Source organism: Idiomarina xiamenensis 10-D-4 (genome assembly GCF_000299895.1).
Taxonomy (GTDB): domain Bacteria; phylum Pseudomonadota; class Gammaproteobacteria; order Enterobacterales; family Alteromonadaceae; genus Idiomarina; species Idiomarina xiamenensis.
Map to the genome: position 1 here is coordinate 1 of NZ_AMRG01000001.1, position 20,566 is coordinate 20,566.

A 20,566-nucleotide genomic window follows, 5' to 3' on the forward strand; every position below is an offset into this window, starting at 1 on the left:
CTGAATACCAGCAGGGGCTTTTTTATGTCTGTTTTATAGGTTTTTTTTTGTCTATTGCTATTTGTTATATGAAAGAGACAATCAATTTAAAGCAAAACTAGATCTCGGTGCTAAAATTAACTGACTAACAATAGGTTAAACCCCGTCACGTTATGGAGAGCACAGTGAGAATTACGTTATTAGCAGCAGCCATCGGTTCCAGCTTGGTGGCACCAAACCTTGTTTTTGCACAACAGCAGAACACACAACAGCAAGCAACGAATAACGTAGAGACGATTCAGGTCGTTGGGTCTCGGTTAAGCCTACGAACCGAAACCGATAGCGCTACGCCGGTTGATATCATCAGCGCCGAAACATTGGCTGCGACGGGTATTACCGAAACCGCCAAAGCATTGCAGTATGCTGTCCCGAGTTTTAATTTTCCGTCGTCATCGGTTACCGATGGTACCGATGCGGTACGCCCAGCCTCGCTGCGCGGCTTATCACCGGACCACACTTTAGTATTAATCAACGGTAAACGGCGCCATAGCAGTGCTTTAGTTCACTTAAGTGGCACTACCGGTCGCGGTAGTTCTAACGTTGATTTGAACGCCATTCCTATTGCTGCGATCAAACGCATTGAGGTTTTACGCGACGGCGCTGCAGCGCTATATGGTTCAGATGCCATTGCCGGCGTCATCAATATTGTTTTAAAAGACAACGCCAGTGGCGGCGATTTGAATGTGCAGGCAGGACAAACATACTACGGTGATGGTGAACAATATAAGCTGTCGGGCAGCACCGGTTTTGATTTGGCAGGCCAAGGCGCCCTAACGCTGTCTGCCGAATATCATCATAAAAATCGCACTAACCGTGCTGGCTACGACACACGTCAACAATATCCCTTGTTGGAGAATGGCGATCCCGATCCTCGTGAGCAAACCTTTAATCGTAAAAGTTTCCACGTTGGTGATGCCGCTTACGAAAATGCCGCCCTATTCGGTAACTTAAATTATCAACTTGGCGACGGTGAGTTGTATGCTTTTGCTGGTTATAGCGACCGTACATCTAAATCAGGCGCATTTTATCGTCGCGCAATTCAAAGCAATACCTTGACTGAAATTTATCCGGATGGCTTTCTACCGATTTTAGCGCCTGACGTAAACGACCAGTCAGCCTATGTCGGCTATAAATGGGCCATCGGCGAGTGGAACATTGATGCCAGCGCCGGTTACGGTAAAAGTGAGTTTCAATATAACGTCGAGAACTCGTTGAATGCCTCCTTAGGCCCTGACTTAACACCAACCGAGTTTGACGCTGGTACGTTAAAGAACGAAGAAACTAACGCGACTATCGACGCACAACGTTTCATCCCATTTATTAATAACTCAGATTTGTCGCTGGCAATGGGTATTAGCTATCGACGTAATAGTTATGCTGTCGAAGCCGGAGATGAAGCTTCATATATCAACGGCAGTTATCAGGATAGACCGGCAGGAAGCCAAGGCTTTACTGGCTTTAGTCCGGACTCTGAGGTAGATGAATCACGTCACAATACTGGCGTTTATGTCGAGCTAGAAAACCAGCTTACGCTCGACTTTAAGTGGGGAGCTGCGGTTCGCTACGAAGATTATTCTGACTTTGGTAATAACACCAGTTGGAAGCTTAGCGGGCGCTATGACTTGACCGATCAGTTTGCTATTCGCGGTGCGGTTAACACCGGTTTCCGTGCGCCAAGTGTACAACAGCTTTACTTTACCAACATCTCGACCTTGTTCGTCGACCGTAATGGTGAACTGGTGCCAGAGCAATCAGGTACATTCAATAATATTAGCGACGTTGCGCAAGCCTTGCAGATTGGACGGTTACAGCCAGAAGAGTCAACTTCGGCCAGTTTAGGCGTTGTTTGGCAAGGTGATAACGGTTTTACGTTAACCGTCGATGCCTATCAGATTAAAATTGATGATCGCATTATACTGTCTGGTGACGTCTCTCCAGAAGATTCGCAAGCCGTTGCTGACGCGTTGGCTGGAACCAGTGCCGAAAACGCACGTTTCTTCGTTAATGCTGTCGATACGACTACGCAAGGGGTTGATGTGGTGGCGGCACAGACATTCGATTTAGGTCGTTATGGTGATTTAAAAGCACAGTTTGCTTATGGCTATAATGATACTGAAATTGATGCCATTAATTTACCGCCGCTGCTTGATGGTTTAGAAGCGCAGCTGTTTGATGAACAAGAACAGTTACGGATGACCGACTACGTACCCAAAAATAGTGGTTCGTTAGGCTTTACTCACCGTGTCGGTGCTTGGGAGAGCCACTTGCAGCTAAGTTACTTTGGTGATTATAAAATTTATTATGGCTCGGGTATTGAAACCTACGGCGCAGAGTTGATTACTGATGTGGCGGTATCGTATCACTTTAGCGACCAGTTAAGTCTGAAAATTGGTGCGCAGAACTTATTCGACGAATATCCGGACAAACGCAGTGAAGGTAATCGCTTTAATGGCATTTTCCAATATCCGTTAACCAACTCACCAACGGGCTTTAACGGTGGCTATTACTTTACCGAGTTGAGTTACAGCTTCTAAAGCGACAGCCGATAAGTTAATCGTCAAAATCGCTAATAGTTGGTTAAAAAGGCTGCATCCTGATGCAGCCTTTTTTATTGTCTTCTTCAAAGATTATTATTAATCATTTGAAAAATAAGGAAATTAAAATAGTGGCATGACCTTTGATTGATCTTCGTTAAGTTGACTACTTCTAAGTCGGTTGACCACCACAGGTGATACTCATTTAAACAGAGCTGAGCAGCACTTGATGACGATAATTAAAGGAGAGAATCATGGGTATGTTTACACGCTTAACTGATATTGTGAATGCCAACTTGAACGCACTACTGGACAAGGCCGAAGACCCTGAAAAAATGATTCGGTTGATCGTGCAAGAAATGCAAGAAACACTGGTTGAACTGCGTGGTGTCGCGGCTTCTCATATTGCCGAGAAAAAACGTTTACAGCGACAAATTGACGCACTGACGGCGCAAAGCCAACAATGGCAAACTAAAGCACAACAAGCATTGGATCATGATCGCGAAGATTTAGCGCGCGCGGCGTTACAGCAGAAGCTTGAGGCTGAGCAACAGCGACAGCCGCTGCAATCAGCGCTCGCCCAAGTTCAGCAAGACTTAGACAAACTGCAAGATGATATCGGCCGTATTCAGCAGAAACTAAGCGAAGCTAAGCAACGTCAACAGCAAGCTGAGCGTCGTCACGGTAGTGCCGATATTCGCTTAAAAGTGCGCCAACAGTCGCATGCTGAACAGGTCGATCAGGCATTACAAAAGTTTGAGCGCTACGAGCATAAAATCGATAGTTTAGAGGCTGAACTAGAGGCCTATGATCTGACTACTAAGCAGCATAACTTGCAAGCTGAATTTCAAGCATTACAACAGCAAGAGCAGCTTGATAATGAATTGGCGGCGCTAAAAGCACAGCGTCAATCATCGTCAGCGCAGTAAGGAGATAGCTATGAAACGCGATAACAGTATTTGGTGGATCTTGGCAGCGGTTGTTTTATTGCTATGCTTTGGCGATAACATTTTAGCTTTAGCCGGTAGTGTCGTTGGTGGAATTTTGAGCTTTACCATTAGCGGTGTGGTGTTATTGGCTGTCGCGGCCTTGGTATTTTTTGTGGTCATGGCTATTTTTGGGAGCGTGTTTTTCGCCATATTGATGGCAGTAGGCGCTCTTTTGTTAGGGGGTTTAACGGTTTTTTGGCCAATTTTGTTAGCTATTTTCGTTGTTTATTTATTGGTGCGCAAAAAACCAAGAGCCGTGTAAACTTAGTTGAAAGTTACATCTCATAGTAAGGAACTCGAAAATGCGCGCATGGATCGTTTTAATGGCAGGGCTTTTGGCTCTGCCATCGGCTTTTGCAGCAGAACTGACTATCAATAACGCGTGGTTAAAACAACCAATTCCGGGCAGCGATAATGGCGCCGCTTATGCATCATTACATAATGATTCTGAACAAACCGTGGTGATAACCGGGGTTTCTAGCAACGCAGCCGAGCGTACCGAAATTCATGAGCATCAAATGCAGCAAGGTATGATGAAAATGGTACACTTGCCAGAGCTGCGTATTGCTCCCGGAGAAACCGCAAGCTTTAACCCTGGTGGTTTGCATTTCATGTTATTCAAACTGAATCCACAATTACGGGTTGGTGAGCAGGTTAACTTCACGCTACGCTTTGAAGATGGTTCGGAACAGCAGTTTCAGGCTCGCGTTAAAGCTATATAAAGAGTCAGTTCTGCAGATAAGCAAACAAGGTAGTTAATAATGAAGCATTTGAACTGGCGTTGGCTGATTGCTGCTGCTATTGGCCTATTGCTCTTGGCTTGGTTACTGAGTTGGTATTTTAGCCGCGAGCCTGAGGTTTTTAATGTCGTTGAGCGCGCTCAAGCCGACGCTAATACCGAGCAATCACAGTTAGTTTCAGGGTATGTGACGACTACCGCCCTCATCGGCGTGATGGAAACGTTATTGGATAAGCCCGGTGGTTTTATTGCGAATGATGTTATGCCACCCTTCATTTTTATGGACAACATGCCGGCATTTGAATTTGGCGCGTTGGAAATGTCGCGTGATCTAGCCTTAGCCATGCGGCGCGAGTTTAGCCGTTCGCAATCACAGTCGATTCAGAATACGCAGTTAACGGTGGCGCAGCCAGCTTTAAATATTGACCATACCAGTTGGTTAATGCCGAGTGCTGAAAGCGAGTATCGCGAAGCCATTAAACAGCTTCGAGCTTATCGGTTAGGTTTGGCTGACGGCGCCGATTATAGCGCTCAGTTTTTTGCTCGAGCAGATAATCTACGGGCGTGGCTAACCGAGGTCGATAAGCGTCTAGGCTCGCTCTCGCAGCGACTCAGTGCGAGTGTCGCCCGCGCCGATGTCAGCATTGCTGGTGAGCAATCGATGGCGCCGACGAGTTGGTGGCAAATTGATGACATCTTCTACGAGGCACGCGGTGCAACATGGGCGCTATTACACTTTCTACGAGCCATTGAGCATGATTTCGCTGCGGTGTTAGAGGATAAAAATGCCATGGTTAGCTTGCGCCAAATTATCCGCGAGTTAGAAGCGACCCAAGCGAGTATTTGGAGTCCGATGATTTTAAATGGTTCGGGGTTTGGCTTTATGGCTAATCATTCGTTGGTGATGGCTAACTTTATCAGTCGTGCCGACGCAGCGTTGATTGATTTACGAGACTTGTTAGCGCAAGGCTGATTTATAGATGTTAAAAGGAAGATGTATGAAAAAAGGTGTGTTAACTGCCTGTAGTTTATTGGCAATGTTAGGAGTTAGTTTTTCTAGTCAGGCTGATAGCGTACTAGGTATCTACGCCGGCGCCCGTTATCACGACTTATCGGTTGACGGCGAACTCGGTCAAAGCAATGGTGTCACCCATTTTGATTTTAGCGACGATCAGCCCAGCAGCTTTTATATAGCGCTCGAACATCCGCTGCCGTTGTTACCCAATATCAAAATCAGTTCGTTTGATATGAGTACCAAGAGCGACATTCAGGTCGAGCAAGGCACATGGCAATATGGCGGTGTCGAATACCCGCAAGGTAGTACAGCCAATGTCGGCTTTGACGTCGATTTTATTGATTATACGTTTTATTACGAAATCTTAGATAACGATTTAGTGAGTGTTGACTTTGGCTTAACGGCGCGCGATTTAGATGGCCATACCAGTAGCTATACGGGTCAAGACGCGGCTCCTATTACGCAACAGTTCTCGGGTATTCTGCCGATGCTTTATACACAAGTGCGGGTCGGCATACCCACAACACCGATAACACTTTTTGCTGATGCTAATTACTTATCATTTAAAGATAGCGACGCTCGCGATATTCAAGCCGGTATTGAGTATCGGCTAATAGATAATATTACGGTCGACGTTAATTTGCAGGCGGGTTACCGTGATATGAAGTTAGCATTAGACGATTTGGATAATATCAATACCGATATCAACTTCAAAGGTTGGTTTGCTGGTATTGAAGTTCACTTTTAACTAAATGTAGATAAAAAAACCGGCATTTTTGCCGGTTTTTTATTTTGTTGAATTTGCTTCATGCCTATTCAGACTCTAAACTGAATTGTTATTAAATTGTGATTTTTATGATCGCAGGATCTAAGCATGGGCAAAATTGCGAGTGAGGAGTTATTAATCTTTGCTGAAGATACAACAACTCCAGATGTATCACCGACCAATGACTTTTGGCACATCTTAATCGTCGACGACGATGCTGAAATTCATACGATAACCAGACTGGCCTTAGCCGATGTTGTGGTGAGCGGTCGTTCACTGCAATTCCACAGCGCTTATAACGCCGAGCAAGCCATTGCGTTATTAAGTGATCGTGACGATATCGCCATGATCTTGCTGGATGTGGTTATGGAGCGAGATGATGCGGGTCTGCGGATAGCAGCTGCTATTAGGCACGAGCTTAACAATCACGAGGTGCGCATTGTATTACGCACCGGTCAGCCCGGAACGGCACCGGAAGAGCGCGTTATCCGTGATTACGATATTAACGATTACCGCACGAAAACCGAGCTAACTCGAGCGCGTTTATTAACAACAGTTTACACCGCTATTCGTTCTTACCAGCAGATCCGCACCATTAATGCTAGCCGTATTGGCCTTCGACAAGTGATAGCATCCGCGGCAAACCTGATGGAGCGCCATTCGATGGCGAATTTTGCCGAGGGCGTAGTCACACAAATTGCCTCATTACTAGGGTTGCCTGCGGATGGCATGCTGGGGGTTCGCAGCGGTGGCGGCCATGAGCCAGAAGTTATCGTACTGGGAGCGGCTGGCCGCTTTGCTCGTGCTATTAATAGACCGTTAACGCAGTTAGATGACGATGATATAAAAAGCGCTATCTTTAACTGCATCGCAAGACGAGAGCACCTTTATTTGGCCGACGCCACGGTGTTTTATATTAAAGGTAATCGATTTCAAATTGCAGCATATTTAGAAACTAAACAAGAAATTAGTGATATTAACCGGGACTTAATTAACGTCTTTTTAGCCAATATTTCAATCGGCTTTGAGAATGCCAAATTATTTGAAGATTTACGTACCACTGCCTACCTCGACCGCTTAACTGGCTTAGCCAATCGTGTTGAGTTTATTCGCATGCTGGGCGAAAAGCGGCAGCACACACAAGGACAGTTGGCGGTGATTATTGATATCAACCACTTTTCAGATATTAATGATGGACTTGGAGCAGATATTGGCAACGAGGTATTAGTTGCTGTCGCAAGACGTTTACAAGAACGTATACATGATGGTGTGTTTCTGGCGCGCGTTGGCGCCGATGTATTTGGCTTGATTGGTCAGCAATCATTATTGTCTGCTGATTTCCTATTCGATATTTTCCGCCAGCCGTTTGCCGTTAGCGAACATAGTATTTTGCTAAATATTCATATTGGTATGAGTAGCACGTTAGCTGCGGAAGAAGCAATGGAGTTGTTCAAGTATTGCTTTATTGCATTGCGGCACGCAAAACGTCACGCTTCGATACGTTGCCAGACATTCTGTCCGCAAATGGAGACAGAAACGCAGCAACGACTAGAATTGATTCGACGTTTACGAGCAGACTTTCATGCCGATAAACTGACCATTTGGTATCAACCGCAAATTTGCTTAAAGAGTGGTAAGGTGATTGGTGTTGAAGCTTTATTACGATGGCCGCAAGACGATGGCAGCTTCATTTCGCCAGCGGTGTTCATTCCGTTGGCGGAATACTCTGGGCTGATTGTTGAAATTGGGGAATGGGTATTAAAGCAAGCATGCGAGGAAATTCGCCGATTTGACCAGGCTGGGTTAGGGAATTTGCGAGTTGCTATTAATGTCTCGGTACCGCAAATTCGTCAATGGGATTTTGCTGAGCGTTTACAGCAAGTATTGACTACTCACCATATTCCAGCTGAGCGACTTGAGTTAGAAATCACCGAAAGTATTGTTATGGACGAGCCAGAGCACGCCGCTGAGATTCTTAAGGCGCTTAAACAAAGCGGCATTCGCATTGCCATTGACGACTTTGGTGTAGGGTTTTCTTCCTTAAGTTATCTGCAGAGCTTGCCTATTGATCGCCTGAAAATTGATCGTTCGTTTGTCAAAAATGCTAATCGTCAAAACGGTAAAGTGATTATCGAAACCATTGTTGAAATGGGGCATAAATTAGGCTTGAGTATTTTGGCTGAAGGTGTCGAAGAAGCGTGGCAGGTAGCTTATTTTCAACAGCTGAAATGCGCTGAAGTGCAGGGCTATTATTTTGCCCGGCCGTTACCGGCCGAGCAGTTAATGAAGTTTATTCACAACAGACAGTCGTCTACACATTAGTAGTAAGACTCGACCTTATTGGCGTCCATGGTATAGCCGACTACGGCTAAGTCGCCCTCGTAACGTTCAACGTGCATAGTACCTTCAATCCAAACTGCATCGTAGGTAAGCTCATAGGGAACGCCCTCACCCTCAGCAAATTTTACGTGGATGATTTGGTTTGGCGGGGGTGGTGGCACATGAATACAAGCGCCAAAATAGGGGACTAACAAAAACTCGGTGACTTTATCGGCATCGCCCTCTAACTGCACGATATAGCCGGGAATACGTACCGACTTTCCATCAAAGGATTGCACCACCGGCGCATCTAAATTGAGCTGTCGCGCTTCGTCTGGATTCTCATCATAATACTGTTGTGAGCGCACCGGCGGTGGCGTGAACCCTTCTGGTACTAAATCTTTCCAAGCTACCAGCTCGGGCTCGGCCATGGCGGATAGGCTAAACAAGGCCAATATGGCGGTTAATAGATACTTCATAATTTCACCGATAATCCGTCTGCTAATGAATTCTTATAGGCACGCCAAGCGGGCACCAAACTTAAAATAAAGCCAGCAGCGACAACTAACGCTAAGCGATACCACTCAGCCACTGTGGGCCAGCTCAGGCTCAGCATCATGCCGGTTTGACTATGGATCCAGCCGCCGAGTAAGCCGATACTGGCATAGAGTATCACTAATCCAGCAAAGCAGCCCAGCACTGTTAATAGCACCGCTTCACTGACCAATAATGTAAACACATGGGCAGGACGTGCTCCGACGGCTCTTAAAACCGCCATTTCACGGCGCCGCTCACGCAAACTAGCGAGCAATGTGGTGAGCATGCCCAGCAAACCGGTGACCACCACCATTGCCGATACGGCGGTTAACGCGCGTTCAAAGATATTCAACGTTTTCCACAGTTGTTGCAAGGTTAGACCTGGCATGATGGCGCTGAGCGGTTCGGCATCGTAGTTGTTGATTTCACGCTGTAAGCGAATGGCTAGCGGTTTGACCTTTAAACCGAACAAAGCAGCACTGATCGACGTGACATGACCATCCTGCATGGCAGCATGATGATGTTCGTGTTCGTGTTCGTGTTCGTGTTCGTCGTGCGTGGCGTGCTCATGCTCATCACCATTATCGGCAAGATCACCATGAATTAAGCCCATACCGCTCAAGGACACGTATACCGCCTGATCGACTGGTGTGCCGGTAAATGCCAACACGCCGCTAACGTGAAAAGGGTGTTCGTCGTGTTCGGAAAAACTAATGCCACCCGCACCATGTGCGACGACTAAATCGTCTCCCATCTTTAAGCCCAATTGTTTGGCAGCATCGGCACCGAGGACAACCTGGTCGTTAGCCGCGAACCACTGTCCTTGCTGTAATTCCAGCGAACGTTTTAAACCATATTGAAAATGCGTAAAAAAGGCGTCAGTGGTTGCTACAACCGGTAAGCCGCGCACACTATCGCCTAGCGACAGCGGGATACTCCAGGCGATTTCAGGACGTTCACGCCACGCCTCATAACTGTCCCAACTGAGGTTATTACTCAATGCACCGATATGAAATACCGACGCTAACAGCAACTGGGTTTGGCCGGTGCGGGCACCGACGATCAAGTCGGTGCCCGACACGGTATTGGCAAAGTTATCTTGAACTTGATCGCGGACACGTTCGACCGCCAATAGCAGTGCCACGCTTACGGCGATGGCAAGTAATGTCAATAACGCGCTGGCGCGACGGTTCTGTAAGCTAGCTAGGGCAAGCTTAAGCATGGTTAACCTCCGCTTGCAGCTGAGTTAGCTCAATATGGCGTGGAAAATGGCTAACCAAGCTATCGTCATGAGTGACAAAGATTAAGCTAGTTTGTTGTGCCTGACATTCGCGGAACAGCAACTGAATAAATTCGTCACGACGATCACTGTCGAGAGCCGAGGTCGGCTCGTCAGCAATCAGCAAGGCTGGTTGGCCTAGTAAGGCGCGAGCTGCAGCAACCCGTTGCTGTTGACCGACACTGAGTTGATGCGCCGGTTGCGTTTGTTGCTGCTTATCTAAACCCAAATGCTGCAATAATTCAGTGGCTCGTTGGCGTGGTGATTGCCCCGCTTGACGCAAGCGTTGCCGACGTTTCGCCGAAAATTGGCAGGCCAGCAGCACATTATCGACGGCGGTTAAATAGGGCAGCAGATTGAACTGCTGAAAAATATAGCCAATATCATCGGCACGGACACGGTCGCGCTGACTGCCGCTGAGTTTTTCAAAGGCATGTCCAAGGACCTGTAGCTGACCTTGTTGCGGCGTATTAATACCCGCCAGTAGCGACAATAACGTGGACTTACCCGAACCACTAGCACCACGCACAATGACGTGCTCACCGTTGGCGATGGTTAACTCGGGAATCTCCAGTACCGCGGCTTGGCCGGGCCAAGCGAAAGATAAATTGCGAATAGCAACGCAAGATGATGACGGGATGGTCATAAAAAAGCTCACTAGCCTAACAGTTGCTGACAGTAAGTGTACTGTTATAACAGTTAGACTAGTGAAGTTCGAGAGTGCAGCAAAAATTAATTATTTTTTAGCGCGCTCGAAAGAGGTTTTGATTTCGTCTTTGGCGGCGGCGGCATCGGCCCAACCGTCAACTTTCACCCATTTACCTTTTTCGAGTTCTTTATAACGCTCAAAAAAGTGAGTGATTTGCGCTTTTAACAACTCAGGCAGGTCGTCGACGTCTTGAATATGATCGTACTCTTTACTGAGTTTGCTGACTGGAACCGCAATAACTTTAGCGTCTTCGCCCGACTCATCGGTCATTTTTAATACACCGACGGGACGACAGCGGATAACAGAACCAGCCTGTAGAGGATATGGAGTCGGCACTAACACATCCACCGGGTCGCCATCTAACGACAGGGTTTGGTTAACAAAGCCGTAGTTGCAGGGATAAAACATCGGCGTTGACATAAAACGGTCAACCCAAAGCGTACCGGTATCTTTGTCGACTTCGTACTTGATCGGATCCGCGTTGGCTGGGATTTCGATCACCACATTTACTTCTTCTGGCAGTTTGTCGCCTGCCGGGACATGACTAAGACTCATGGTGAGATCCTTTTATTAATACATCAATCTGTGAAAACGTCGCGCATAGGCTGGCGCGTAGTATACCCTTATGCGGCGCCGCTGCGAACCCCGACAAAAGGCGAATAAATGGCGTTATTTTCCGTTAATCTTGATGATAATCTAAACAACGTTGCACCTCGCTACGCGAGCCCAAGATGACACCAACGCGTTGGTGAATATCGTGCGGCTGAATGGCCATAATGCGTTGTTCGCCATCGCTGGCTAAGCCACCGGCTTGCTCGACTAAGAAGCTCATTGGATTGGCTTCGTAAAGCAGGCGTAACTTATACGGCTTGTCGGTTTTACGGGCATCCCAGGGGTAAGTAAATAAACCGCCACGGCTAAGTACCCGGTGCACATCGCCAACCATCGCTGCGATCCAGCGCATATTATAATCTTTTTCGCAGGGACCTTGTTTGCCCGCTAGTAAGTCGCCGATATAGCGTTGCATCGCTGGCTGCCAATGGCGTTGATTTGACATATTAATGGCAAACTCACTGGTTTCGGCCGGAATTTCAATCTGGCTGCGAGTTTGTAAGTATTCACCAACAGTTTGATCAAGGGTATACATATCGACCCCCTGACCGGTGGTCAATACCAACATCGTGGCAGGGCCATAAAGCATATATCCCGCTGCGACTTGGGCATCACCGGGCTGCAAGAACATGTTGGCGGCATCGCTATCGGCTGGTTTTTTTAGCACCGAAAAGATGGTTCCAACGAGACCATTAATGTCGATATTGGACGAGCCATCTAGTGGATCAAAAGCGACCAGATAGTCACCGTCGGCGGCGCCGACTACATAGCTATCTTCTTCTTCAGAGGCGACCGCCGCCACATGGGGACAATCCAGCAACATATCTTTGAGCAACTGATTGGCCAAGACATCCAATTTTTTCTGAGTTTCACCCTGAATATTTTCATCCAGTGTTGAGCCCAATACACCGGCTAATGCGCCTTGGTGTAAACGGAACGAAATCTCTTTACTGGCAGTCTGTAGGGTGTGAAGAACTGAGATCAAACCTTCACTTACGTGCTGTTGGCGTAAGGCAGGGATCAAGCGTTGCATACGTAGCCTCTTGTTTCTGTCGCGATAGATGAAAAATGCGCCGGCAAGTTTACCGTATTTTAGAGCAAAATGCCTGTGTTACCGACCTTGCGTGTTACAATGGCGGAATAACAGGGCGCGCTTATTTTGCAGCTTGGATAATTTATGCATATACATATTTTAGGCATTTGTGGCACCTTCATGGGCGGTATCGCGGCGCTAGCCAAGGCACTCGGACACCGGGTGACGGGTTCTGACCAACAGGTTTATCCTCCCATGAGCGAGCAATTGCAGCAGTTGGGGATTGAGCTCATCGAAGGCTATGATGCCAAGCAATTATCACCTACTCCCGATTTAGTCATCATTGGCAACGCCTTAAGCCGCGGCAACGCAGCGGTGGAGGCGGTATTAAATCAGCGCATTCCTTATCAGTCTGGGGCGCAATGGTTGCATGATCATGTCTTGCAACAGCGTTGGGTTTTGGCGGTCGCTGGTACTCACGGTAAAACGACAACGGCAAGTATGTTAGCTTGGCTGCTCGAAGCTGGGGGCTTAAAGCCGGGCTTTTTAGTGGGCGGAGTGCTAGCCAATTTCGCGCAGTCAGCACGCTTGGGCGAGAGTGACTTTTTTGTTATCGAAGCGGATGAGTATGACACTGCCTTTTTCGATAAACGGTCTAAGTTCGTACATTACTGCCCATCGACTTTAATCTTAAATAACTTAGAGTTCGACCACGCTGATATTTTTCCGGATTTGGCAGCGATTCAACGGCAATTTGAGCATTTACTCAGGGTCGTACCCGGTTATGGACAAGTTCTCTACGCTGCTGACGACGCAAATTTACAAGCGGTGCTTGAGCGTGGCTGCTGGAGTGAACAAGTGAGTGTTGGTGGGCAGCAGCAGGAGAGCGAATGGCAGGCACGTAATATTGCCGCCGACGGTAGTCGTTTTCAGGTCTACTGGCGTAATCAATACCAAGCTGACGTGAGTTGGTCACTGCTCGGCCTGCACAACGTTTATAATGCTTTGATGGCCATCGCCGCCGCACAACATGCGGGAATAGCCGCCGCTGATAGCTGTCGAGCGTTGGCACAGTTTAAAAATACGAAGCGCCGCTTAGAGTTACTAGCCGACATTGATAACGTGCGTGTTTATGATGATTTTGCCCATCACCCAACGGCCATCGCGACAACTCTGGCTGGTTTGCGCGCGCACGTCGGTGATGCTCGTATTCTAGCGGTGCTAGAACCACGCTCGAATACCATGAAAGCGGGTGTCCATGCGGCACAGCTAAGTCAGGCTTTAGACGCTGCCGATCAGCTGTTTGTATTACAAAGCCCACAGTTGAGTTGGTCGGTTGCTGATACTATCGGTGCGGCTCAGGTTGCCACTAATAGCACTGAGCTACTGCAGCAAGTCACGGCTCAGATACGCGCCGGTGACCATGTTCTGATCATGAGTAACGGTGGCTTTGATGGTTTTCACCAACGTCTAGTTGAGTGGTTGAGGCAGCGCGCTGATAACCGCCGCACAACGGCTTAACGCCAGCACTCTGCAACCAAGAGAAATCTGATGAATAATGACGATAACCGTATCACATTAGCGATTACCGGCGCTTCGGGTGCACCCTATGCGTTACGTTTGTTAGAATGCTTACTGGCGCAGCAACAGCAAGTGCATGTGCTGATGTCCAGTGCCGCAAGAGTGGTGTTTGCCACCGAACAGCAATTGCAACTGGCGGCGGCGCCCGAGGCGTTAGCCGAACAACTGCAGCGACACTTTCAGACCTCGCCTGAGCAACTTAAGGTTTATGGCAAGAATGATTGGTTCTCGCCGGTTGCATCGGGTTCGGCGGCGCCCCGGCGGATGGTGGTTTGTCCCTGTTCTACCGGTAGTTTAGCCGCCATCGCACATGGCAACAGTGATAATTTGATCGAACGTGCGGCCGATGTGGTCATTAAAGAACGTGGGCAATTAATATTGGTGCCGCGGGAAACGCCATTTTCTGCGATACATCTGCAAAATATGCTGACCTTGGCACAGGCTGGCGTGACAATTATGCCGGCTGCACCGGGCTTTTACCATCAGCCACAAAGTATCGCGGACCTCGTGGATTTTATGGTTGCTAGAATTTTGGACCATTTACGCATTCCACATCAATTACAGTCTCGTTGGGGATACGCTAAGGAGCATCCAAAGCAATGACAAAAGCTTTATCAATTAAAGGGTTACGGAAGGTTTATAAAGGTGGTTTCGAGGCCCTTAAAGGGCTTGATTTAGAAGTCGAAGAGGGCGATTTTTATGCCCTGTTAGGCCCTAATGGTGCGGGTAAGTCGACCACCATCGGTATTATTTCATCGTTAGTCAATAAAACGGCTGGTGAAGTGAAGGTCTTTGGTTACGACTTAGACACTCAGCTGACTGAGCTTAAACGACAAATCGGCCTAGTTCCGCAGGAGTTTAATTTCAGCCAGTTCGAAAAAGTGAAGCAAATCGTCGTCAATCAGGCGGGTTATTATGGTGTGTCACGCGAGGTCGCTTATCAGCGCGCCGAAAAATACCTCACCCAGTTAGGCTTGTGGGACAAACGAGACCAACCGGCTCGGGCGCTATCTGGTGGCATGAAGCGCCGCTTAATGATCGCGCGAGCGCTGTTACACGAACCGCGTTTATTGATTTTGGATGAACCTACGGCTGGGGTTGATATCGAACTGCGTCGGTCGATGTGGGACTACCTGCAACAGATCAATCAGCAAGGTATCACCATCATCTTGACCACTCATTATTTGGAAGAAGCCGAACACTTATGCCGTAACATCGGTATTATCGACGCCGGTCAGATTGTCGAGAATACCTCGATGAAAAAGCTGTTATCCACGCTTAACACCGAAACCTTCATCTTTGACGTAGAACAGGCTCAGCCAGACCTTCAGCTAGCGGGCTTTAATTATCGCTGGAGCGACGACTTTACCCTCGAAGTTGACGTCGACAAAAGTGCCGGTCTAAATAAAGTGTTTGAGCAGTTGACGGCGCATGGCTGTCAGGTGATATCGATGCGAAATAAAGCGAACCGTTTAGAAGAGTTGTTCGTGGATTTGGTCGAAAAAGGGCGTAAGTAAGGAGTTTATTGCAGCATGTTTAACTCAACCGGTTTTATCGCATTAAAAACCATTTGGATTAAGGAGTGCACGCGCTTCTTACGCATTTGGGTACAAACACTCGTTCCACCTGCCATCACGATGACGTTATATTTCGTCATTTTCGGTAGCATCGTCGGTGATCGTATTGGGCAAATGGGTGGCTTCACTTACATGGAGTTTATCGTGCCTGGCTTGATCATGATGTCGGTCATTACCAACTCCTATTCGAACGTTGCCTCGTCATTTTTTAGTTCCAAGTTTCAACGCAATATCGAAGAAATGTTAGTATCGCCGGTATCGACCAATACCATCATTATGGGCTATGTCGGTGGCGGCATGGCGCGCGCGCTAATGGTCGCTTGTATTGTTACCTTGGTGTCATTTTTATTTGTCGACGTACGCTTTGCGCATGTCGGCATCATCGTGTTAACGGTTATCTTAACCTCAATGATTTTTTGTCTAGGCGGGTTAATTAACGCCGTCTACGCAAAAACCTTTGATGACATATCCATCGTACCCACCTTTGTGCTGACACCGATGACCTATTTAGGCGGGGTATTTTATTCGGTTTCGTTGTTGCCAGATATTTGGCAAAAAGTGTCGATGGTGAATCCTATCTTATATATGGTTAACGCTTTCCGCTTCGGTTTCTTAGGTGTTTCCGACGTTAACATCGGCGTCGCGATTGGCGTATTAGTGATCTTCACACTGGTGTTTTATGGCGTTGCTTACCAATTGTTGCAGCGTGGCGTAGGTATTCGTTCGTGAAGGTCGCCGCCAAGCCGGTCAGCACCAACCAGCAGGGGAATCACGACGATTTAGCTGAAGTGGTGCTGCGGCATTTACGCAGCCCGTTTCAGAAACCCCTGCAAGCGCATAACCGCGAAGCATTTGAACAAGTGCAAACGCAGGTTGAGCAGTGGGCTGGGCCATTAATTTTGGATGCCTGCTGCGGCGTCGGTGAGAGTACCGCGGCGCTAGCTGAGCAACATCCCGAGGCGTTAGTGATTGGTGTCGACAAGTCGTCGCATCGGCTTGCCCGTCACGCCAGCTATCAAACCGCTGATGCTGGACAGCGCTACTTACTGGTACGCGCCGACCTTAACGATTTTTGGCGATTGGCGGTGGCGGCGCAATGGCAATTACAGAAGCATACGATTCTGTATCCTAACCCATGGCCTAAAGCGAGCCATTTTCGTCGACGCTGGCATGGTAGCCCGATTTGGCCCTATATTCTGGCCTTGGGCGGTGAGTTAGAGATGCGCTCGAACTGGAGTATTTATTTAACCGAAGTTGCAGCAGCACTGGCGTTAACCGATTGTCAGGCGAGCCTGCAGCCATTGCTGTCTCAGCATCAGCCGATGACCCCATTTGAGCGTAAATATCAGCAAAGCGGCCAACAGTTATGGCAGCTGAAGGCTAAATTGGCCGACGACGGTGGCTTTTTGGCGGCGGTGAATTGTGAATGACCCTAGCCGACAGGCAATGCTAAAATAAACCATTAAGATAACTATTTCTGACTCTGGCGCGAACCAGTCTGAGGAAGCACGAGTGGACGACCCGCAATATGCCGAGGTGAATCAAGAGGCGCTATATCGTATTTTTACGATCCCAGAAGCGCCCGATTCAACCCTCGGAAAAATTGAAAAGCATCTTTCCGAAAATCTAATGGGATTTTTGGGCGAGCATATTGTGACTCGTGAAAAGCCGCTGCAAGACATCGAGAAAGACTTTCAAGCCAGCCAGCTACCGGAATTGCCTCAATTTGTCTCGGATCACACCGAGTTCTTATTGGACAAGTTGGTCGCTCATTCAGTGCATACCTCGTCGCCACGCTTTATCGGCCATATGACATCGGCATTACCTTACTTTTTATTGCCATTGGCTAAGCTGATGGTGGGGTTGAATCAGAACCTTGTAAAAATCGAAACATCTAAAGCCTTTACGCCATTAGAGCGTAATGTCATCGGTATGCTACACCACCTCGTGTATGGCGAAAATGAAGCCTTTTATCAGCGTTGGATGCATAGCGCGCAACATGCTTTAGGCGCTTTTTGCTCGGGTGGCACCATCGCCAATATGACCGCGCTGTGGATAGCGCGTAACCGCTTATTAAAAGCCGATGGTGAATTTACCGGTATCGCTAATGAGGGCTTGGCCGCCGGTTTACAGCATTATGGCTACAAGCGTTTAACTATCATGATTTCCGAACGCGGACATTATAGTTTGGGGAAAGCCGCAGACGTGTTAGGGATTGGCCGTAAAAACTTAGTCGCCATACCAACCGACGATAATAATCGCATTCGTCCCGATTTATTGCGTCAAGCCTGCCAGCGCATCAACGATGAGGGCGGTAAAGTGATGGCGATTATCGGTGTTGCTGGCACCACCGAAACTGGGCACATCGACCCGCTGGATGAGTTAGCCGATATCGCTGAGGCTTATCAGGCTCACTTTCATGTGGACGCCGCTTGGGGTGGTGCAACCTTGCTGTCGAATAGCCATCGTCATTTGTTGCAGGGTATTGAGCGTGCCGACAGTGTGACCATCGACGCGCACAAACAAATGTACGTACCCATGGGCGCTGGTATGGTGCTATTCCGTGATCCAGCCATGGTCAGAGCGATCGAACATCACGCCGAGTACATTATCCGACAAGGTTCAAAAGACTTGGGCTCGTTGACCATGGAAGGCTCACGCCCGGGGATGGCGATGTTAGTCTACTCGGCATTACACATTATTGGTCGCCGTGGCTATCAGATGTTAATTGATAATAGCTTGGAGAAGGCACGCTATTTTGCCGACTTGATCCGCGAGCAAGACGATTTCGAAGTCATCTCCGAACCAGAACTATGCTTGCTGACCTATCGCTATGTGCCAGCGCGGGTTAAGCAGGCGTTGACGCAAGCCAATGCCGAACAAGTGCAGCGACTAACGCCGCATCTTAATGCGTTAACCCGTTACATCCAGAAGCGTCAGCGCGAAAACGGTCAGTCATTTGTGTCGCGCACCAAGCTGACACCACCACAATACCACCGTGAGCCGACTGTCGTATTTCGAGTGGTGTTAGCAAATCCATTAACCACCGCCGAGATGTTGGCCGATGTGCTAGCAGAGCAACGCAAAATCGCGCAGAAGGCGACGAGCTTACTGGGCGCCTTGCGTACCGAACTGCGTGAGCTGGGATTATTAGAGCCGCACTAACTCAGGCGGGCTGCGGCTTAATCTAACCGCATCAAGCTAAATCAACGCGATAGTTATCGATTAGCCGAGTGCTACCGATATAAGCGGCAATCAGAATAACTAGTTCACGGTCAGCGGCTTGTGGTGTTTGCAGATCACTGGCGCGACGCACGGCAACATAATCGGTGCGGAAACCGGCCGATTGCAATAGTTGCTGTCCCTGTTGCTCGACTATTTGGTGACTTTTGCCTTGGTGCAGAGCGTCAGCTAGCTGGCGCAAGGTCTGGTATATCTGTCGTGCTTGCCGTTGCTGGTTGTTATGCAGATAGCCATTACGTGAGCTCAGCGCTAAGCCGGAAGCATCACGCACGGTTTCGGCACCGATGATTTCTACCGCTAAGCTCAAGTCCTCAACCATTAGCCGAATGACCTGTAATTGCTGATAATCTTTACGACCAAACACGGCAACGTCGGGTTGTACCATGTTAAATAGTTTACAGACAATAGTCGCTACGCCACGAAAGTGGCCGGGGCGGCTGGCGCCGCAAAGTATATCGGAAATCTCGGGGACGTTGACAGTGGTTTGCTGCATAAGGCCGCGCGGGTACATATCTGCCACGGTCGGTGTAAAAACCGCGTCGACACCGGCAGCTTTGAGCTTTTCACAATCGGCTGCCAAGGTGCGTGGATAGGCATCCAGATCTTCGTTGGCACCGAATTGCAGTGGATTCACAAAGATACTGACCACCACCACCTCGGCGTGCTGCTTGGCGGTTTCTACTAAACGCAGATGACCATCGTGCAAATTACCCATGGTCGGCACCAGCGCTACGCGCTGTCGTTGAGCGTGCCGCCAGGCGCGCATTTCGATCAAGTTAGTCAGTTGCTGCATCAGTCAAAGCGATGTTCTGGCTGTGGGAAATCGCCGCTGCGCACTTCGCTGATATAAGCACACACAGCGGCGTCGATATCGCGACCATCGGTCAAAAAGTTCTTCACAAATTTCGGTAGGTAATTACTGTTCATGCCGAGCATGTCATGCATCACCAGAATTTGACCATCGGTTTGCGCACCGGCACCGATACCGATAGTGGGGATACTGAGTTTTTCGGTAATACGTTGCCCCAGTTCACTCGGCACGCATTCCAGCACCATCAGTTGTGCGCCAGCCTCTTGCAACGCCAACGCATGACGTACGGTTTGTTCGGCTTGTGCTTGTTCACGACCTTGTACTTTAAAGCCACCTAATACATTTACTGATTGCGGTAGCAGGCCAAGGTGAGCGCATACCGGCACACCACGCTCTTTCAAGCCAGCAATGGTCTCTAATAACCAGTCTCCACCCTCTAACTTGACCATATTCGCACCCGCTCGCATCAACTCAGCGGCGGCTAAATAAGCATCATGCGGAGTGGCGTAGCTCATAAATGGCATATCAGCGATAATAAAAGCTTCCGGCGCACCACGGCGCACTGCTGCGGTATGATAAACGATGTCAGCTACCGTCACTGGCACCGTGCTGTCTTGGCCTTGCACCACATTGCCGAGCGAGTCACCGACTAACATGAAGTCAATGCCAGCGGCGGCGAATGCGCGAGCAAAGCTGGCGTCATAAGCGGTTAACGAGGCGATTTTTTGGCCTTCTTGTTTCATCTTTTGTAATCGAGATACCGACATGCGCGCCATAGCCTGC

General features: G+C 48.5%; 20 protein-coding genes. 13 read left to right on the forward strand and 7 right to left on the reverse strand.

The annotated features are described in order from the left end of the window. Positions 1-164: 164 nt before the first annotated feature. From A10D4_RS00005 to A10D4_RS00035, 7 genes are all read left to right on the forward strand, one after another. Positions 165-2,573, forward strand: a complete 2,409-nt coding sequence (locus tag A10D4_RS00005) for a TonB-dependent receptor plug domain-containing protein (protein ID WP_008486909.1) — start codon at positions 165-167, stop codon at positions 2,571-2,573. A 254-nt stretch (positions 2,574-2,827) separates the two neighbouring features. After that, positions 2,828-3,502, forward strand: a complete 675-nt coding sequence (gene pspA / locus A10D4_RS00010; RefSeq protein WP_008486910.1) for a phage shock protein PspA — start codon at positions 2,828-2,830, stop codon at positions 3,500-3,502. Between the two features lie 10 nt (positions 3,503-3,512). Beyond that, positions 3,513-3,824: a hypothetical protein gene (locus tag A10D4_RS00015; RefSeq protein ID WP_008486912.1), complete on the forward strand. Its 312-nt coding sequence runs from the start codon at positions 3,513-3,515 to the stop codon at positions 3,822-3,824. A 61-nt stretch (positions 3,825-3,885) separates the two neighbouring features. Further along, the gene (locus tag A10D4_RS00020; protein ID WP_192811491.1) at positions 3,886-4,284 is read left to right on the forward strand and encodes a copper chaperone PCu(A)C; all 399 of its coding nucleotides are present in this window, start codon (positions 3,886-3,888) and stop codon (positions 4,282-4,284) included. A 39-nt stretch (positions 4,285-4,323) separates the two neighbouring features. Continuing rightward, positions 4,324-5,274: a DUF2333 family protein gene (locus tag A10D4_RS00025; protein ID WP_008486914.1), complete on the forward strand. Its 951-nt coding sequence runs from the start codon at positions 4,324-4,326 to the stop codon at positions 5,272-5,274. Between the two features lie 25 nt (positions 5,275-5,299). Next, positions 5,300-6,064 carry a TIGR04219 family outer membrane beta-barrel protein gene (locus tag A10D4_RS00030; protein ID WP_008486915.1) on the forward strand — a complete coding sequence of 255 codons (765 nt, stop codon included), beginning with the start codon at positions 5,300-5,302 and terminating at the stop codon, positions 6,062-6,064. Between the two features lie 126 nt (positions 6,065-6,190). After that, positions 6,191-8,404 (forward strand): GGDEF/EAL domain-containing response regulator, encoded by a 2,214-nt coding sequence (locus A10D4_RS00035; RefSeq protein WP_008486916.1) that lies wholly within the window; start codon positions 6,191-6,193, stop codon positions 8,402-8,404. Here the strand turns inward: A10D4_RS00035 and A10D4_RS00040 are convergent. From A10D4_RS00040 to A10D4_RS00060, 5 genes are all read right to left on the reverse strand, one after another. After that, positions 8,401-8,880 carry a DUF3299 domain-containing protein gene (locus A10D4_RS00040; RefSeq protein ID WP_008486917.1) on the reverse strand — a complete coding sequence of 160 codons (480 nt, stop codon included), beginning with the start codon at positions 8,878-8,880 and terminating at the stop codon, positions 8,401-8,403. The two genes, A10D4_RS00035 and A10D4_RS00040, sit on opposite strands and share 4 nt — an antisense overlap. Next, positions 8,877-10,160 (reverse strand): ABC transporter permease, encoded by a 1,284-nt coding sequence (locus tag A10D4_RS14430; protein ID WP_008486918.1) that lies wholly within the window; start codon positions 10,158-10,160, stop codon positions 8,877-8,879. The genes A10D4_RS00040 and A10D4_RS14430 overlap by 4 nt, the downstream gene beginning before the upstream one ends. Then, positions 10,153-10,863 (reverse strand): ABC transporter ATP-binding protein, encoded by a 711-nt coding sequence (locus tag A10D4_RS00050; protein WP_008486919.1) that lies wholly within the window; start codon positions 10,861-10,863, stop codon positions 10,153-10,155. Before A10D4_RS00050 ends, A10D4_RS14430 begins: the two co-directional genes overlap by 8 nt. Before the next feature lie 90 nt (positions 10,864-10,953). Continuing rightward, positions 10,954-11,481 carry an inorganic diphosphatase gene (gene ppa, locus A10D4_RS00055; protein ID WP_008486920.1) on the reverse strand — a complete coding sequence of 176 codons (528 nt, stop codon included), beginning with the start codon at positions 11,479-11,481 and terminating at the stop codon, positions 10,954-10,956. Positions 11,482-11,605: 124 nt separating this feature from the next. Then, positions 11,606-12,571: a class 1 fructose-bisphosphatase gene (locus A10D4_RS00060; RefSeq protein WP_008486922.1), complete on the reverse strand. Its 966-nt coding sequence runs from the start codon at positions 12,569-12,571 to the stop codon at positions 11,606-11,608. A gap of 144 nt (positions 12,572-12,715) precedes the next feature. On the opposite strand from A10D4_RS00060, the gene mpl reads away from it, so the two are divergent. From mpl to panP, 6 genes are all read left to right on the forward strand, one after another. Further along, positions 12,716-14,092, forward strand: a complete 1,377-nt coding sequence (mpl, locus tag A10D4_RS00065; RefSeq protein ID WP_008486923.1) for a UDP-N-acetylmuramate:L-alanyl-gamma-D-glutamyl-meso-diaminopimelate ligase — start codon at positions 12,716-12,718, stop codon at positions 14,090-14,092. Positions 14,093-14,122: 30 nt separating this feature from the next. Beyond that, on the forward strand, positions 14,123-14,755 hold the full coding sequence (locus A10D4_RS00070) for a flavin prenyltransferase UbiX (RefSeq protein WP_008486924.1): 633 nt from the start codon (positions 14,123-14,125) through the stop codon (positions 14,753-14,755). Beyond that, positions 14,752-15,669 (forward strand): ABC transporter ATP-binding protein, encoded by a 918-nt coding sequence (locus A10D4_RS00075; protein WP_008486925.1) that lies wholly within the window; start codon positions 14,752-14,754, stop codon positions 15,667-15,669. Before A10D4_RS00070 ends, A10D4_RS00075 begins: the two co-directional genes overlap by 4 nt. Positions 15,670-15,684: 15 nt before the next feature. After that, positions 15,685-16,458, forward strand: a complete 774-nt coding sequence (locus A10D4_RS00080) for an ABC transporter permease (RefSeq protein WP_008486927.1) — start codon at positions 15,685-15,687, stop codon at positions 16,456-16,458. Then, entirely contained in the window at positions 16,455-17,159 is a 705-nt protein-coding gene (gene trmB, locus A10D4_RS00085) for a tRNA (guanine(46)-N(7))-methyltransferase TrmB (protein WP_008486928.1), read from the forward strand. The genes A10D4_RS00080 and trmB overlap by 4 nt, the downstream gene beginning before the upstream one ends. A gap of 82 nt (positions 17,160-17,241) precedes the next feature. Next, the gene (gene panP / locus A10D4_RS00090; protein ID WP_008486929.1) at positions 17,242-18,894 is read left to right on the forward strand and encodes a pyridoxal-dependent aspartate 1-decarboxylase PanP; all 1,653 of its coding nucleotides are present in this window, start codon (positions 17,242-17,244) and stop codon (positions 18,892-18,894) included. A gap of 31 nt (positions 18,895-18,925) precedes the next feature. Here the strand turns inward: panP and panC are convergent, their stop codons facing one another. Continuing rightward, positions 18,926-19,765, reverse strand: a complete 840-nt coding sequence (gene panC, locus A10D4_RS00095) for a pantoate--beta-alanine ligase (protein ID WP_008486930.1) — start codon at positions 19,763-19,765, stop codon at positions 18,926-18,928. Continuing rightward, positions 19,765-20,559 (reverse strand): 3-methyl-2-oxobutanoate hydroxymethyltransferase, encoded by a 795-nt coding sequence (panB, locus tag A10D4_RS00100; protein WP_008486931.1) that lies wholly within the window; start codon positions 20,557-20,559, stop codon positions 19,765-19,767. The genes panC and panB overlap by 1 nt, the downstream gene beginning before the upstream one ends. Positions 20,560-20,566 lie beyond the last annotated feature (7 nt).